Source organism: Escherichia sp. KS167_9B (genome assembly GCF_030295215.1).
In the GTDB taxonomy this organism is placed as follows: Bacteria; Pseudomonadota; Gammaproteobacteria; order Enterobacterales; family Enterobacteriaceae; genus Escherichia; species Escherichia coli_F.
In genome coordinates, this window is record NZ_AP025754.1 from 872622 (window position 1) to 889083 (window position 16462).

A 16462-nucleotide genomic window follows, 5' to 3' on the forward strand; every position below is an offset into this window, starting at 1 on the left:
AATAAGGCGTCACGTTACGCTTTGGGGGAAAGATGGATTTTTTTAGTGTGCAGAATATCCTGGTACATATACCAATAGGAGCAGGCGGTTATGATCTCTCATGGATCGAAGCGGTAGGCACGATCGCCGGGTTGCTGTGTATTGGCCTTGCCAGTCTGGAGAAGATCAGCAACTACTTCTTTGGCCTGATCAACGTCACCTTGTTTGGCATTATTTTCTTTCAGATTCAGCTGTATGCCAGCCTGCTATTACAGGTGTTTTTCTTTGCCGCGAATATTTACGGTTGGTATGCGTGGTCGCGACAAACCAGTCAGAACGAGGCGGAGTTGAAAATTCGCTGGTTGCCATTGCCGAAGGCGCTCAGCTGGTTGGCGGTTTGCGTTGTTTCGATTGGTCTGATGACGGTATTTATCAATCCGGTGTTTGCATTTTTGACCCGCGTGGCAGTCATGATCATGCAAGCATTAGGATTACAGGTTGCGATGCCTGAACTACAGCCGGACGCTTTCCCGTTCTGGGATTCATGCATGATGGTGTTATCTATCGTGGCAATGATTCTGATGACGCGTAAGTATGTGGAAAACTGGCTATTGTGGGTGATTATTAACGTGATTAGCGTCGTTATTTTTGCACTTCAGGGCGTTTACGCCATGTCTCTGGAGTACATCATCCTGACCTTTATTGCCCTCAACGGCAGCCGGATGTGGATCAACAGCGCACGCGAAAGAGGTTCACGCGCGCTGTCCCATTAATGATGATGATGTGAATGGCCAGACACCCCTTCATTCAGGTGGCAGTCTGGCCCATGACAAGGTTGATATTCCATCTGAATAGTGGCGTGCTCAATCTGATAGTGATCCATCAGGTAGTGTTGGATCTGATCTAACAAGGCATCGTGATCGTGTGGCGGGATCACCTGCACATGCAGCGTCATCACCGGCTTCTCGCCTACCATCCATACATGTACATGGTGCACATTGCGGACTTCAGGGATTTCCCGGCACATACGACGCTTCAGTTCGGCGATATCCAGCGATACCGGTGCACCTTCAAGTAATTCATTCACGCTATCTTTCAACAGTCGCCACGCGCTACGCAGAACCAGAAGCGACACCAGTATTGAGAGAATGGGGTCAGCAGGTGTCCAGCCGGTCCAGATAATAATCAACGCGGCAATAATAGCTCCAACCGAACCCAGAAGGTCCCCGAGGACATGCAGTGCCGCTGCTCGCACGTTGAGGTTTTTCTCTTCGCTGCCGTGATGAAGTAACCAGAAAGAAAGTATATTTGCCAGTAGCCCAGCCACGGCAATTGCCATCATCATGACGCCCTCGACCGGACGCGGCGTGCGGAAGCGTTCTATCGCCTCCCAGACAATCAAAATAGTAATCACCACCAGGGCGATGGCATTCACAAACGCCGCGAGCGTGGTCAATCTTAGCCAACCGAAAGTGTGGCGAATGGTGGGAGGACGACGGGAAAATTGCACTGCGAGTAGGGCGAAAAGCAGGGCGGCAGTATCGGTCAACATATGACCCGCATCGGCCAGCAATGCCAGAGAACCGGAAAGAAAACCACCAATGACTTCTACGAGCATAAACCCGGCAGTCACGCCGAAAGCATACAACAAGCGACGAGCATTATTATCTTCTGGCAGGTGTGAGGACGTGTGTGAGTGTGAGTGCGCCATGACGAGTCATCCCTTAATTATTCTCACTTAACTTTATGACATCATACTGCTTTTAGAAGGGAAAAATTAAAAGGGAGAGACTCCGCTCTCCCATTATTGGCTATTTCGCAGGGTTACTGCGTGGTACCGTCGGTTTTGGTATCGACATCATTGTTGATGCCATCACCGGTTTGGACTTTTTTATTGATATCCGGGCAGCGACCATCTTTGCACATGGTGTTTTTGTGCTCTTCATCTTTGGTCATGCCGTCATTGTTCATTGAAGAACCATCCGGATGCAGCATTGTGCCGCCAGAACCGGTATTTACCCCGTTATTGTCGACGTTATTTGGCGCGACATTTTCACGGGCATCAGGGGCTACCTGGCCCGCATCAGCTGCGGCGTTTGCCTGGCCGTTATTGCTTTGCGCTCCGCTATCGGCAGCCAGTGCGGCACCGCTGGCAAGGCTTAGAGTGGCAGTCAGAAATAGTGTGGCCAGTTTTGTCATTTTCATAGGATGCTCCTGTTATGGTCGTTATGTCGGATAACCTCTTCCAACAGTGCATTTGCAGGTGAATATAAGGCAATGGTTTAAGATTTCAGCCAGGTTATAAAACGCAGCAGAGAATCTTGAAATAATTAACAAACAAAGGAGTTACAGTTAGAAATTGTAGGAGAGATCTCGTTTTTCGCGACAATCTGGCGTTTTTCTTGCTAATTCCAGGATTAATCCGTTCATAGTGTAAAACCCCGTTTACACATTCTGACGGAAGATATAGATTGGAAGTATTGCATTCACTAAGATAAGTATGGCAACACTGGAACAGACATGAATTATCAGAACGACGATTTACGCATCAAAGAAATCAAAGAGTTACTTCCTCCTGTCGCATTGCTGGAAAAATTCCCTGCTACTGAAAATGCCGCGAATACGGTCGCCCATGCCCGAAAAGCGATCCATAAGATCCTGAAAGGTAATGATGATCGCCTGTTGGTGGTGATTGGTCCGTGTTCTATTCATGATCCCGTCGCGGCTAAAGAGTATGCCACTCGCTTGCTGGCGCTGCGTGAAGAGCTGAAAGATGAGCTGGAAATCGTAATGCGCGTCTACTTTGAAAAGCCGCGTACCACAGTGGGCTGGAAAGGGCTGATTAACGATCCGCATATGGATAACAGCTTCCAGATCAACGACGGTCTGCGTATTGCCCGTAAATTACTGCTCGATATTAACGACAGCGGTCTGCCAGCAGCGGGTGAATTCCTGGATATGATCACCCCGCAATATCTCGCGGACCTGATGAGCTGGGGAGCAATTGGCGCACGTACAACGGAATCGCAGGTGCACCGCGAACTTGCGTCTGGGCTTTCTTGTCCGGTCGGCTTCAAAAATGGCACCGACGGTACGATTAAAGTGGCTATCGATGCTATTAATGCCGCCGGTGCGCCGCACTGCTTCCTGTCCGTAACGAAATGGGGGCATTCGGCGATCGTGAACACCAGCGGTAACGGCGATTGCCATATCATTCTGCGCGGCGGTAAAGAGCCTAACTACAGCGCGAAGCACGTTGCTGAAGTGAAAGAAGGGCTGAACAAAGCAGGCCTGCCAGCACAGGTGATGATCGATTTCAGCCATGCTAACTCGTCGAAACAATTCAAAAAGCAGATGGATGTTTGTGCTGACGTTTGCCAGCAGATTGCCGGTGGCGAAAAGGCCATTATTGGCGTGATGGTGGAAAGCCATCTGGTGGAAGGCAATCAGAGCCTCGAGAGTGGGGAACCGCTGGCCTATGGCAAGAGCATCACCGATGCCTGCATTGGCTGGGAAGATACCGATGCCCTGTTACGTCAACTGGCGAATGCAGTAAAAGCGCGTCGCGGGTAAAGTTTAATTGTCGGATGCGCCGTCACAGTGGTTATCCGATGAATCACCGTAGGCCTGACAAGACGCGCAGCGTCGCATCAGGCAATGTGCTCCATTGTTAGCAACAAAAAAGCCGACTCACTTGCAGTCGGCTTTCTCATTTTTAAGCGAATGACGTTTACTTCGCTTTACCCTGGTTAGCAACGGCCGCTGCTTTCGCCGCGATCTCGTCAGCATTACCCAGATAATAGCGTTTCAGCGGTTTGAAATTCTCGTCGAATTCATAAACCAGTGGCACGCCAGTCGGGATATTCAGCTCAAGAATCTCTTCTTCGCTCATATTATCGAGATATTTCACCAGCGCACGTAACGAGTTACCGTGTGCGGCGATGATCACGCGCTCACCGCTCTTCATTCGCGGCAGAATAGTTTCATTCCAGTAAGGGATCACGCGGTCAATGGTCAGCGCCAGGCTTTCCGTCAGTGGCAGCTCTTTCTCGCTCAGCTTCGCGTAACGTGGATCGTGGCCCGGATAACGCTCATCATCTTTAGTCAGTTCCGGCGGAGTTACCGCAAAACCACGACGCCACTGTTTCACCTGCTCGTCGCCATACTTTTCAGCAGTTTCCGCTTTGTTCAGACCCTGCAACGCACCGTAGTGACGTTCGTTCAGTTTCCAGGATTTCTCAACGGGCAGCCATGCCTGATCCAGTTCGTCCAGCACATTCCACAGGGTATGGATAGCGCGTTTCAGCACAGAGGTGTAAGCAAAATCAAAGCTGTAACCTTCCTCTTTCAGCAGCTTACCAGCTGCTTTTGCTTCGCTTACGCCTTTCTCAGACAGATCCACGTCGTACCAACCGGTAAAACGGTTTTCTTTGTTCCACTGACTTTCGCCATGACGAACCAGAACCAGCTTAGTTACAGCCATATACTTACTCCTCAAACCATCTTTTAATGATAATAATTCTCATTATATTGCCGTGACGAAGCAACGGCAATGCTTACGCATAACCATAGCGAAAATAGTGTCGCAGTGTAAGGTTGTTGTGAATATTGAGTTGCAAATATGTCGGTGTTTGCTGGTGATTTGAGCAATATAAGGATAAAGCCCTCATGACGAGGGCTTAAAGTTATTCAGCAATAAACTGATATTCAGTCAGGCTGGAATACTCTTCGCCAGGACGCAGGAAGCAGTCCGGTTGCGGCCATTCAGGGTGGTTTGGGCTGTCCGGCAGAAACTCGCTTTCCAACGCCAGCCCTTGCCAGTCGGCATAAGGTTCGGTTCCCCGCGACGGTGTGCCGCCGAGGAAGTTGCCGGAGTAGAATTGCAGAGCCGGAGCGGTGGTGTAGACCTTCAGTTGCAATTTTTCATCTGCTGACCAGACATGCGCCGCCACTTTCTTGCCATCGCCTTTAGCCTGTAACAAGAACGCATGATCGTAACCTTTCACTTTGCGCTGATCGTCGTCGGCAAGAAATTCACTGGCGATGATTTTGGCGCTGCGGAAATCAAAAGACGTTCCGGCGACAGATTTCAGACCGTCGTGCGGAATGCCGGCTTCATCAACCGGCAGATATTCGTCTGCCAGAATCTGCAGCTTGTGATTGCGTACGTCAGACTGCTCGCCGTCGAGGTTGAAATAGACGTGGTTAGTCATATTCACCGGGCAAGGTTTATCAACTGTGGCGCGATAAGTAATGGAGATACGGTTATCGTCGGTCAGACGATATTGCACTGTCGCGCCGAGATTACCCGGAAAGCCCTGATCGCCATCTTCTGAACTCAGGGCAAATAGCACCTGACGATCGTTCTGATTCACAATCTGCCAGCGACGTTTGTCGAACCCTTCCGGGCCGCCGTGCAGCTGGTTAACGCCCTGACTTGGCGAAAGCGTCACGGTTTCATCGTCAAAGGTATAACGACTATTGGCGATACGGTTTGCATAACGACCAATAGAGGCCCCCAGAAACGCGGCCTGATCCTGATAGCATTCCGGGCTGGCGCAGCCGAGCAGCGCCTCGCGGACGCTGCCATCGGAAAGCGGAATACGGGCGGAAAGTAAAGTCGCACCCCAGTCCATCAGCGTGACTACCATCCCTGCGTTGTTACGCAAAGTTAACAGTCGGTACGGCTGACCATCGGGTGCCAGTGCGGGAGTTTCGTTCAGCACTGTCCTGCTCCTTGTGATGGTTTACAAACGTAAAAAGTCTCTTTAATACCTGTTTTTGCTTCATATTGTTCAGCGACAGCCTGCTGTACGGCAGGCACCAGCTCTTCCGGGATCAGTGCGACGATACAGCCGCCAAATCCGCCGCCGGTCATGCGTACGCCACCTTTGTCGCCAATCACAGCTTTGACGATTTCTACCAGAGTGTCAATTTGCGGCACGGTGATTTCGAAATCATCGCGCATAGAAGCATGAGACTCCGCCATCAACTCGCCCATACGTTTCAGGTCGCCTTGCTCCAGTGCGCTGGCTGCTTCAACGGTACGGGCGTTTTCAGTCAGGATATGACGCACGCGTTTCGCCACGATCGGGTCCAGTTCATGCGCAACAGCGTTGAACTCTTCAATGGTGACATCGCGCAGGGCCGGCTGCTGGAAGAAACGCGCACCGGTTTCGCACTGTTCACGACGGGTGTTGTATTCGCTGCCGACCAGGGTACGTTTGAAGTTACTGTTAATGATGACCACAGCCACACCTTTCGGCATAGAAACCGCTTTGGCGCCCAGTGAGCGGCAATCGATCAGCAAGGCATGATCTTTCTTGCCGAGCGCGGAAATTAGCTGATCCATGATCCCACAGTTACAGCCAACAAACTGGTTTTCTGCTTCCTGGCCGTTAAGTGCGATTTGTGCGCCGTCCAGCGGCAGATGATAAAGCTGCTGCAATACGGTTCCAACCGCGACTTCCAGTGAAGCGGAAGAACTTAACCCGGCACCCTGCGGCACATTGCCGCTGATCACCATGTCCACGCCGCCGAAGCTGTTGTTACGCAGTTGCAGATGTTTCACCACGCCACGGACGTAGTTAGCCCATTGATAGTTTTCATGAGCGACAATGGGCGCATCAAGGGAAAACTCGTCAAGCTGATTTTCATAATCGGCTGCCATCACGCGAACGTTACGGTCATCACGTGGCGCACAGCTAATGACGGTTTGATAATCAATTGCGCAGGGCAGAACGAAACCGTCGTTGTAGTCGGTGTGTTCGCCAATAAGATTCACGCGGCCAGGCGCCTGAATGGTATGAGTGGCAGGGTAGCCAAATGCATTGGCAAACAGAGATTGTGTTTTTTCTTTCAGACTCATTACTTACACTCCGGATTCGCGAAAATGGATATCGCTGACTGCGCGCAAACGCTCTGCTGCCTGTTCTGCGGTCAGGTCTCGCTGGGTCTCTGCCAGCATTTCATAACCAACCATAAATTTACGTACGGTGGCGGAGCGCAACAGAGGCGGATAAAAGTGCGCGTGCAGCTGCCAGTGTTGATTCTCTTCGTCATTAAATGGCGCGCCGTGCCAGCCCATAGAGTAGGGGAAGGAGCACTGGAAGAGGTTGTCATAACGACTGGTCAGCTTTTTCAACGCCAGCGCCAAATCGCTGCGCTGGGCGTCGGTCAAATCGGTGATCCGCAAAACGTGGGCTTTGGGCAGCAGTAGCGTTTCGAACGGCCAGGCAGCCCAGTAAGGCACAACGGCTAACCAGTGTTCGGTTTCGACAACGGTACGGCTACCGTCTGCCAGCTCGCGCTGAACATAATCCACCAGCATTGGCGATTTTTGCTCGGCAAAATATTCTTTTTGCAGGCGATCTTCGCGCTCAGCTTCGTTAGGCAGGAAGCTATTTGCCCAAATCTGTCCGTGCGGATGCGGGTTAGAGCAGCCCATCGCCGCGCCTTTGTTTTCAAAGACCTGCACCCACGGGTATGTTTTCCCCAGTTCTGCGGTTTGCTCCTGCCAGGTTTTGACGATTTCCGTCAAAGCCGCAACGCTCAGTTCTGGCAGCGTTTTACTGTGATCCGGTGAAAAGCAGATCACCCGGCTGGTACCGCGCGCGCTCTGACAACGCATCAAAGGATCGTTGCTTTCTGGCGCATCTGGCGTGTCAGACATCAAGGCCGCAAAGTCATTAGTGAAAACGTAAGTCCCAGTGTAGTCGGGGTTTTTATCGCCTGTCACCCGCACATTACCTGCGCAGAGGAAGCAATCTGGATCGTGCGCAGGTAACACCTGTTTGGCTGGCGTTTCCTGCGCCCCCTGCCAGGGGCGCTTAGCGCGGTGCGGTGAAACCAGAATCCATTGCCCGGTGAGCGGGTTGTAGCGGCGATGTGGATGATCAACGGGGTTAAATTGCGTCATGGTCGTTCCTTAATCGGGATATCCCTGTGGATGGCGTGACTGCCAGTGCCAGGTGTCCTGCGCCATTTCATCGAGTGTGCGCGTTACGCGCCAGTTCAGTTCACGGTCGGCTTTGCTGGCGTCCGCCCAGTAGGCCGGAAGATCGCCCTCGCGACGCGGTGCAAAATGATAGTTAACCGGTTTGCCGCAGGCTTTACTGAAGGCATTCACCACGTCCAGCACGCTGCTGCCTACGCCAGCGCCGAGGTTGTAGATGTGTACGCCTGGCTTGTTCGCCAGTTTTTCCATCGCCACGACGTGTCCATCCGCCAGATCCATTACGTGGATGTAATCACGCACGCCAGTACCATCTTCGGTCGGATAATCGTTACCAAAAATCGCCAGCGAGTCGCGACGGCCTACAGCAACCTGGGCGATGTATGGCATCAGGTTATTCGGAATACCTTGCGGATCTTCGCCCATATCACCCGACGGATGCGCGCCAACCGGGTTGAAATAGCGCAGCAGGGCAATGCTCCAGTCCGGCTGGGCTTTTTGCAGATCGGTGAGGATCTGTTCCACCATCAGCTTGCTTTTGCCGTAAGGACTTTGTGGTGTGCCGGTCGGGAAGCTTTCAACGTATGGAATTTTGGGCTGATCGCCATAAACGGTGGCGGAGGAGCTGAAGATAAAGTTTTTGACGTTAGCGGCGCGCATGGCGCTAATCAGGCGCAGAGTACCGTTGACATTGTTGTCGTAATATTCAAGCGGTTTTTGTACCGATTCGCCAACGGCTTTCAGCCCGGCGAAGTGGATCACGGTGTCGATAGCGTGATCGTGCAGGATCTCGGTCATCAACGCTTCGTTACGGATATCGCCTTCAACAAACGTTGGATGTTTGCCGCCTAAACGCTCGATAACAGGCAGTACGCTGCGCTTACTGTTACAGAGGTTATCAAGAATGATGACATCATGACCGTTTTGCAGTAATTGCACACAGGTATGACTTCCAATGTAACCGCTACCACCGGTAACCAGAACTCTCATAATTCGCTCCATTAGGCTTATGGTATGAAATAACCATAGCATAACAAAGATGCGAAAAGTGTGACATGGAATAAATTAGTGGAATCGTTTACACAAGAATTTAGCCGTTCTTTATGCACGATTAAGTGATTATAAAACAGAGGGTTTATGAATGATTGCGCTTTTTATCTGAAAAAAGTCGCGGTTTCATGCCTGGATGCGTCGAACTTTAGGCCGGAGAGGGCGCTTAGGCCGCCTCCGGTACAGTCAGCATTACCGACTCAGTTTATTTTTGTCAGCGCATAACGATAGAGGTCACCGTCCGGCACGAACTCAAGACGATGTGAAATACAGGCGGGCGCATCTTCGGCGTGGTGTGAAACAAACAATAATTGCGTTTCACCTTCGCTAATCAGCACATCAACAAAACGGCGGATAAGCTGGCGATTGAGTGGATCAAGGCCCTGTAAAGGTTCATCAAGAATAAGCAAAGTCGGATGCTTCACCAGTGCGCGAACGATCAGCGCCAGACGCTGCTGTCCCCAGGAAAGACTATGGAAAGGAGCGTCAGCCGTGCGTTTATCAATGCCGAGAATATCCAGCCACTGCTGCACCAGTTTTTGCTGGCGATCTGAAACGGCCTGATAAATGCCAATCGAATCAAAATAGCCAGAAAGGATCACATTACGCACGGTAGTGCTGACCCGGTAATCCAGATGCAAACTACTGCTGACGTAACCGATATGCTTTTTGATATCCCAGATGGTTTCGCCGCTGCCGCGACGTCGTCCGAAAAGTGTTAAATCGTTGCTGTAACCTTGCGGATGATCGCCTGTAATCAGGCTTAATAGCGTCGATTTTCCCGCGCCATTTGGCCCGACAATTTGCCAGTGCTCGCCTGGATTCACCTGCCAGCTAAGGTTATTAAGAATGGGGCGATCGTTATAAGAAACCACGCCGTTGTTCAGCACAATGCGCGGTTCGTTGGCAGGTAAGGCGTGACGTGCTGAAGGTTCATCTGGCTCCGGCAGTTGCACACCTTCAAGCTGTTCGCTATGCGCCAGTTGCGCGACGAGTGCTTGTTGGAGCAGTTCCTCTTTAGCGCCAGTTTCCGCTAACGTGCAATCCGCCAGCACGCCAGCAAACTGGACAAATTCCGGGATCTCATCGAAGCGATTGAGCACCAGTACCAGGGTAATACCGGACTGATGTAACGAGGCGAGTCGCTCAGCCAGCTGCTGACGTGAGGCAACATCCAGGCCATCGAACGGCTCATCAAGAATCAACAAGTCTGGCTCCGACATCAGCGCCTGACACAGCAGGGTTTTTCGCGTCTCGCCAGTGGAAAGGTATTTAAAGCGTCGGTCGAGAAGGGCGGTAATGCCGAACTGCTGCGCCAACTGCGCACAACGCTGTGCATCCTTAATTTCATCCTGAATGATTTCAGCCGTAGTGCGTCCGGTGTCATCTTCGCCAGGGCCGAGCATATCGGTGTTATTCCGTTGCCATTCGTCGCTGACGAGCTTTTGCAATTGCTCGAAGGAGAGACGAGTGATGTGGGAAAACTGACTTTGTCGTTCACCTTTCAAAAGCGGAAGTTCCCCCGCCAGCGCGCGGGCCAGCGCCGACTTCCCGCTTCCATTCGAACCGACAAACGCCCAACTATCACCCGCGTTTAACGTTAGCTGAGACAATTGCAGCGTTTTTGTGTCGCTAAGACGAAACGTGCCTTGCAAAATTTGCAACGATGACATTTTATATCCCATTTTTTGCAGCGATTACTGACAGGGATACGTGTTTCATAACAAATTGTCAACACGCTTAGCAAAGCGTAGCGATAATCACGCTGTCGGCGTTAAAGTAAGCCGTGGCATTCTGCCCTTGTTCAAGAGAAGCTGCTTCATTTACCGGCACCGTGGCGCACAGAGTTTGCCCGTCAGGTAACGCCATTAATACTTCGCACTGTTCTGCACCGCGCTCTATATGACGAATAATGCCCGGCAATTGGTTGTCGGCACCCTGGGCGACAGTGTCATCCTGAGTAATGTTCACCCACGGCGCTTTCAGCAGAATCAACACTTCTTTGCCTTCATCCAGTCCCAGACGTGCGCCACTTTGTGCGGTAATCGCGACTTTAAGGCGTGTTTTGCCATCGGCCAGTAAGACATCAACATGTTGTTGAATGTCATCATGATCGCGGGCGGTGATGGTGCCAAACCACTGGTTACGGGCACTGGTCTGCAGTGAAAAACGTGAGATCGCGGCCAGCAGGCTGTTCAGCGGCAAGGCGTCATCGTCACTTAACACATCAAAGGCTTTTTGCTGGATTTGCGCCAGTAAATCATAGAGCTGAATCAGTCGCTGACCATAGCGGGTCAGTACTGCGCCGCCGCCACCTTTACCGCCTGTTGCGCGCTCAACCAGAATATGCTCACTTAACTGATTCATCTCGTTAATGGCATCCCAGGCGCTTTTATAGCTGATACCGGCATCTTTCGCTCCCTGGCTAATGGAACCGGAAAGCGCAATGTGTTTTAGTAACGAAATGCGGCGCGGGTCGGCGAATAATTTTTGTTGGAGCTTAAGGGTGAGAAGGATTTCGGCCTGCATAACAATGTCCTGGCAAAAGTCTTATTGTGACGGAAAACGAACGCCACGCAAAGCTGACCGCACAAAAGGGGAGTGCTTTTCTGTGCTTAGCGGTTAGAATAGTCTCATGACTATATCTGGAGTTGACCATGTTAGAGTTATTAAAAAGTCTGGTATTCGCCGTAATCATGGTACCTATCGTGATGGCCATCATCCTGGGTCTGATTTACGGTCTTGGTGAAGTATTCAACATCTTTTCTGGTGTTGGTAAAAAAGACCAGCCCGGACAAAATCATTGATTCTCTGAATGCCCGCTTAGTCGGGCATTTTCTTTTTCTCAACTTCCTGCTTTTCCTGCCGATATTTTTTTCATCAACCTCACAAAGGTTAGCAATAACTGCTGGGAAAATTCTGAACTTGCCGTTATATTGTCGCCTACATAACGTCACATTAAGGGGTTACCAATGGCTCGTAAATGGTTGAACTTGTTTGCCGGGGCGGCATTCTCTTTCGCTGTTGCTGGCAATGTACTGGCAGATGAAGGAAAAATCACGGTGTTCGCCGCCGCATCACTGACTAACGCAATGCAGGACATCGCTACGCAGTATAAAAAAGAGAAAGGCGTAGATATCGTCTCTTCTTTCGCCTCGTCTTCTACCCTGGCCCGTCAGATTGAAGCGGGTGCGCCTGCGGATCTGTTTATTTCTGCCGATCAGAAATGGATGGATTATGCGGTTGATAAAAAAGCGATCGATACGGCCTCGCGTCAGACTCTACTCGGTAATAGCCTGGTTGTTGTAGCACCGAAAGCCAGCGAGCAGAAAGATTTCTCCATTGACAGCAAAACCAACTGGACTTCGCTGCTGAATGGCGGTCGCCTGGCGGTTGGTGATCCGGAACATGTTCCCGCTGGCATTTATGCAAAAGAAGCACTGCAAAAACTGGGCGCATGGGATACGCTCTCCCCGAAACTGGCTCCGGCGGAAGATGTTCGTGGCGCGCTGGCGTTGGTCGAACGCAATGAAGCGCCGCTGGGTATTGTTTACGGTTCTGACGCTGTTGCCAGCAAAGGGGTAAAAGTGGTTGCCACCTTCCCGGAAGATTCACATAAAAAAGTGGAATATCCGGTTGCTGTTGTGGAAGGACATAACAATGCGACAGTAAAAGCATTTTATGATTATCTGAAGGGACCGCAGGCTGCGGAAATTTTTAAACGCTACGGATTTACAACCAAGTAATGATACTGACCGATCCAGAATGGCAGGCGGTTTTATTAAGCCTGAAAGTTTCTTCCCTGGCTGTGCTGTTTAGCCTGCCGTTTGGGATCTTTTTTGCCTGGTTACTGGTGCGTTGCACATTTCCGGGCAAAGCTCTGCTCGATAGCGTACTGCATCTACCGCTGGTGTTACCGCCCGTGGTCGTCGGTTACTTGTTATTAGTTTCGATGGGACGGCGCGGATTTATCGGTGAACGTCTGTATGACTGGTTTGGCATTACCTTCGCCTTTAGCTGGCGTGGCGCGGTTCTCGCTGCCGCCGTGATGTCGTTTCCGTTGATGGTGCGGGCAATTCGTCTGGCGCTGGAAGGGGTTGATGTCAAACTGGAACAGGCCGCAAGAACATTGGGGGCAGGGCGCTGGCGCGTGTTCTTTACTATCACGTTACCGCTGACCCTACCGGGAATTATCGTCGGTACGGTACTGGCATTCGCTCGTTCGCTCGGTGAGTTTGGGGCAACCATAACCTTTGTTTCTAACATTCCTGGTGAAACGCGAACCATTCCTTCTGCCATGTATACCCTGATCCAGACTCCCGGCGGGGAAAGTGGCGCGGCGAGACTGTGCATTATCTCTATTGCGCTGGCGATGATCTCCCTGTTGATTTCTGAATGGCTGGCCAGAATCAGCCGTGAACGGGCGGGGCGCTAATCATGCTGGAACTGAATTTTTCCCAGACGTTGGGCAATCATTGCCTGGCCATTAATGAAACGCTGCCCGCCAATGGTATCACCGCTATCTTTGGCGTCTCTGGTGCCGGAAAAACCTCGCTGATTAATGCCATCAGTGGGCTGACACGTCCGCAAAAAGGGCGGATTGTCCTCAATGGTCGGGTACTAAATGACGCCGAAAAAGGGATCTGCCTTTCGCCAGAAAAGCGTCGCGTTGGTTATGTGTTTCAGGATGCGCGGCTGTTTCCGCATTACAAAGTACGTGGAAATCTGCGCTACGGCATGGCGAAAAGCATGGCCGATCAGTTCGATAAGCTGGTGGCGCTTTTAGGCATTGAACCGTTGCTTGACCGTTTACCAGGCAGCCTGTCCGGAGGCGAAAAACAGCGTGTGGCGATTGGGCGGGCTTTGCTGACAGCACCGGAATTGCTGTTGCTGGATGAACCACTGGCCTCGCTGGATCTTCCGCGAAAACGCGAGCTATTGCCTTATCTGCAACGGTTGACGCGGGAAATCAACATTCCAATGCTCTATGTCAGCCATTCGCTGGATGAGATCCTCCATCTGGCAGACCGAGTGATGGTACTGGAAAACGGCCAGGTGAAAGCGTTCGGTGCGCTGGAAGAAGTCTGGGGCAGTAGCGTAATGAATCCATGGTTGCCGAAAGAGCAACAAAGCAGCATTCTGAAAGTAACGGTACTGGAACATCATCCGCATTACGCGATGACCGCGCTGGCGCTGGGCGATCAGCATTTGTGGGTTAATAAGCTGGATGAACCGCTGCAAGCCGCGCTACGCATCCGCATCCAGGCTTCCGATGTTTCTCTGGTTTTACAACCGCCGCAACAAACCAGCATCCGCAATGTGCTGCGCGCCAAAGTCGTCAATAGCTATGACGACAACGGTCAGGTGGAAGTGGAATTGGAAGTCGGCGGTAAAACGCTGTGGGCGCGAATAAGCCCGTGGGCCAGGGATGAACTGGCGATCAAACCTGGCCTGTGGCTATACGCGCAAATTAAAAGTGTCTCGATAACCGCCTGATTAAATCAGGTGGTTATAAATGAACTGGGCAATGCTGTCGGTGGTGTTATCACCAATCACAATGTTGGCACGCGCTTTTACTGCGTCATCAGCGTTGCCCATCGCCACGCCTGTACCAGCGGCTTCCAGCATACTGATATCATTAAAATTATCGCCGAATGCGACGACGTTTTCCATCGACCAGCCTTGCGCCTCAACCCATTTCGTCAGGCGTTTACCTTTGCTGTTACCACCGCGGGCAATATCAACCTGATCGTGCCAGGACCATTCACACTCCAGTCCCAATTCATGTTCAACATGCTTACCAAAATGCTGCAATTGCGGCAGGTCATCGTGTGTCAGGGCGAACTTCCATACTGCGTTAACTTCCTGCGCTGTCTCGGCCAGTGAAGCAACCTGGGTAAAGGTCGGACGCTGTTCCGGCGGCAGGGTTTGCGCCCAGTTAGACGTGCGAATGACATGCCCGGTCGGGTGCTCATAGACCATTGCATCATCCACATACATCAGACCGTGAATGTGGTGTTCATTCAGCATCTCAATGAGTTGCAGGGCTTTATTAACGGGCATTGGATCGGCTTCAAGTACTGTTTTTGCATGATAATCATACAAATAGGTGCCATTACAGCAAATAGCAGGTGTATCCAGCGCCAGCGCCTGATAAAAAGGATGAATAGCGACGTGATGGCGGCCCGTGACGATGATTAATTGATAGCCTGCTTCGCGAGCGCGGGCCAGGGCTTCTATCGATGAAGGAAGCAAGGTTTTTTTCGGGGTCAATAAGGTGCCGTCTAAGTCGAGTGCAATCACGCGTGTGGTCATGGCGTATTCCAGATTAAGGTTAAGAATTTTCGTCTGCGCGAATGGTACACCGATACCACTATCGGACAAAATTCTGCGTTTTAATTCAGCATTCACCGCCAAAAGCGACTAATTTTAGCTGTTACAGTCAGTTGCTAAATGCAAAGGAGCATTCATGAAGCAAACAGTTTATATCGCCAGCCCTGAGAGCCAGCAAATTCACGTCTGGAACCTGAATCATGAAGGCGCACTGACGCTGACACAGGTTGTCGATGTGCCGGGGCAGGTGCAGCCGATGGTGGTCAGCCCGGACAAACGTTATCTCTATGTTGGTGTTCGCCCTGAGTTTCGCGTCCTGGCGTATCGTATCGCCCCGGACGATGGCGCACTGACCTTTGCCGCAGAGTCTGCGCTGCCGGGTAGCCCGACGCATATTTCCACCGATCACCAGGGGCAGTTTGTCTTTGTAGGTTCTTACAATGCGGGTAACGTGAGCGTAACGCGTCTGGAAGATGGCCTGCCAGTGGGCGTCGTCGATGTGGTCGAGGGGCTGGACGGTTGCCATTCTGCCAATATCTCACCGGATAACCGTACGCTGTGGGTTCCGGCATTAAAGCAGGATCGCATTTGCCTGTTTACGGTCAGCGATGATGGTCATCTGGTGGCGCAGGACCCTGCGGAAGTGACTACCGTTGAAGGGGCCGGCCCGCGTCATATGGTATTCCATCCAAACGAACAATATGCGTATTGTGTCAATGAGTTAAACAGCTCAGTGGATGTCTGGGAACTGAAAGATCCGCACGGCAATATCGAATGTGTCCAGACGCTGGATATGATGCCGGAAGACTTCTCCGATACCCGTTGGGCGGCTGATATTCATATCACCCCGGATGGTCGTCATTTATACGCCTGCGACCGTACCGCCAGCCTGATTACCGTTTTCAGCGTTTCGGAAGATGGCAGCGTGTTGAGTAAAGAAGGCTTCCAGCCAACGGAAACCCAGCCGCGCGGCTTCAATGTTGATCACAGCGGCAAGTATCTGATTGCCGCCGGGCAAAAATCTCACCACATCTCAGTTTACGAAATTGTCGGCGAGCAGGGTCTACTGCATGAAAAAGGCCGTTATGCGGTCGGGCAGGGGCCAATGTGGGTAGTGGTGAACGCACACTAACCGCTGATTCACCC

Annotated in this window: 17 protein-coding genes; 7 read left to right on the forward strand and 10 right to left on the reverse strand. The window is 51.5% G+C overall.

Annotation, left to right across the window (positions count from 1 at the left end; genetic code table 11):
- Positions 1-32: 32 nt before the first annotated feature.
- Entirely contained in the window at positions 33-752 is a 720-nt protein-coding gene (gene pnuC / locus QUE34_RS04145) for a nicotinamide riboside transporter PnuC (protein WP_000345406.1), read from the forward strand.
- Here the strand turns inward: pnuC and zitB are convergent.
- Together zitB and QUE34_RS04155 are read right to left on the reverse strand one after the other, a co-directional pair.
- Positions 749-1690, reverse strand: coding sequence for a CDF family zinc transporter ZitB (zitB, locus tag QUE34_RS04150; RefSeq protein WP_032183722.1), 942 nt, complete (start codon positions 1688-1690; stop codon positions 749-751). The genes pnuC and zitB overlap by 4 nt on opposite strands.
- A gap of 113 nt (positions 1691-1803) precedes the next feature.
- The gene (locus QUE34_RS04155) at positions 1804-2184 is read right to left on the reverse strand and encodes a YbgS-like family protein (protein ID WP_000784342.1); all 381 of its coding nucleotides are present in this window, start codon (positions 2182-2184) and stop codon (positions 1804-1806) included.
- A gap of 315 nt (positions 2185-2499) precedes the next feature.
- Here QUE34_RS04155 and aroG point away from each other — a divergent pair, with 315 nt between their 5' ends.
- Positions 2500-3552, forward strand: coding sequence for a 3-deoxy-7-phosphoheptulonate synthase AroG (aroG, locus tag QUE34_RS04160; protein ID WP_001109196.1), 1053 nt, complete (start codon positions 2500-2502; stop codon positions 3550-3552).
- A 157-nt stretch (positions 3553-3709) separates the two neighbouring features.
- Here aroG and gpmA read toward each other — a convergent pair whose 3' ends face one another.
- The 7 genes from gpmA to modE all read right to left on the reverse strand — a co-directional run bounded on the left by gpmA (position 3710) and on the right by modE (position 11512).
- Positions 3710-4462, reverse strand: a complete 753-nt coding sequence (gene gpmA / locus QUE34_RS04165) for a 2,3-diphosphoglycerate-dependent phosphoglycerate mutase (RefSeq protein WP_001295305.1) — start codon at positions 4460-4462, stop codon at positions 3710-3712.
- A 202-nt stretch (positions 4463-4664) separates the two neighbouring features.
- Positions 4665-5705, reverse strand: coding sequence for a galactose-1-epimerase (gene galM / locus QUE34_RS04170; protein WP_103253295.1), 1041 nt, complete (start codon positions 5703-5705; stop codon positions 4665-4667).
- Positions 5699-6847: a galactokinase gene (gene galK, locus QUE34_RS04175; protein WP_032302717.1), complete on the reverse strand. Its 1149-nt coding sequence runs from the start codon at positions 6845-6847 to the stop codon at positions 5699-5701. Before galK ends, galM begins: the two co-directional genes overlap by 7 nt.
- A 3-nt stretch (positions 6848-6850) precedes the next feature.
- Positions 6851-7897 (reverse strand): galactose-1-phosphate uridylyltransferase, encoded by a 1047-nt coding sequence (gene galT / locus QUE34_RS04180; RefSeq protein ID WP_032302718.1) that lies wholly within the window; start codon positions 7895-7897, stop codon positions 6851-6853.
- 9 nt (positions 7898-7906) lie between these two features.
- Positions 7907-8923 carry a UDP-glucose 4-epimerase GalE gene (gene galE / locus QUE34_RS04185; RefSeq protein ID WP_001265443.1) on the reverse strand — a complete coding sequence of 339 codons (1017 nt, stop codon included), beginning with the start codon at positions 8921-8923 and terminating at the stop codon, positions 7907-7909.
- A gap of 260 nt (positions 8924-9183) precedes the next feature.
- Positions 9184-10656 carry a molybdate ABC transporter ATP-binding protein ModF gene (gene modF, locus QUE34_RS04190; protein WP_000096911.1) on the reverse strand — a complete coding sequence of 491 codons (1473 nt, stop codon included), beginning with the start codon at positions 10654-10656 and terminating at the stop codon, positions 9184-9186.
- 67 nt (positions 10657-10723) lie between these two features.
- Positions 10724-11512 (reverse strand): molybdenum-dependent transcriptional regulator, encoded by a 789-nt coding sequence (gene modE, locus QUE34_RS04195; RefSeq protein ID WP_032302721.1) that lies wholly within the window; start codon positions 11510-11512, stop codon positions 10724-10726.
- 128 nt (positions 11513-11640) lie between these two features.
- On the opposite strand from modE, the gene acrZ reads away from it, so the two are divergent.
- The 4 genes from acrZ to modC all read left to right on the forward strand — a co-directional run bounded on the left by acrZ (position 11641) and on the right by modC (position 14479).
- The gene (gene acrZ / locus QUE34_RS04200) at positions 11641-11790 is read left to right on the forward strand and encodes a multidrug efflux pump accessory protein AcrZ (protein WP_032302722.1); all 150 of its coding nucleotides are present in this window, start codon (positions 11641-11643) and stop codon (positions 11788-11790) included.
- 165 nt (positions 11791-11955) lie between these two features.
- A complete protein-coding gene (gene modA / locus QUE34_RS04205; RefSeq protein WP_032302723.1) occupies positions 11956-12729 on the forward strand; it encodes a molybdate ABC transporter substrate-binding protein in 774 nt (257 codons plus the stop codon).
- On the forward strand, positions 12729-13418 hold the full coding sequence (modB, locus tag QUE34_RS04210; protein WP_000604034.1) for a molybdate ABC transporter permease subunit: 690 nt from the start codon (positions 12729-12731) through the stop codon (positions 13416-13418). Before modA ends, modB begins: the two co-directional genes overlap by 1 nt.
- A 2-nt stretch (positions 13419-13420) precedes the next feature.
- Entirely contained in the window at positions 13421-14479 is a 1059-nt protein-coding gene (gene modC / locus QUE34_RS04215) for a molybdenum ABC transporter ATP-binding protein ModC (protein WP_032302724.1), read from the forward strand.
- Here modC and ybhA read toward each other — a convergent pair whose 3' ends face one another.
- A complete protein-coding gene (ybhA, locus tag QUE34_RS04220; protein WP_032302725.1) occupies positions 14480-15298 on the reverse strand; it encodes a bifunctional pyridoxal phosphate/fructose-1,6-bisphosphate phosphatase in 819 nt (272 codons plus the stop codon). It abuts the gene before it with no gap.
- Between the two features lie 154 nt (positions 15299-15452).
- On the opposite strand from ybhA, the gene pgl reads away from it, so the two are divergent.
- Entirely contained in the window at positions 15453-16448 is a 996-nt protein-coding gene (gene pgl, locus QUE34_RS04225; protein WP_000815429.1) for a 6-phosphogluconolactonase, read from the forward strand.
- Positions 16449-16462 lie beyond the last annotated feature (14 nt).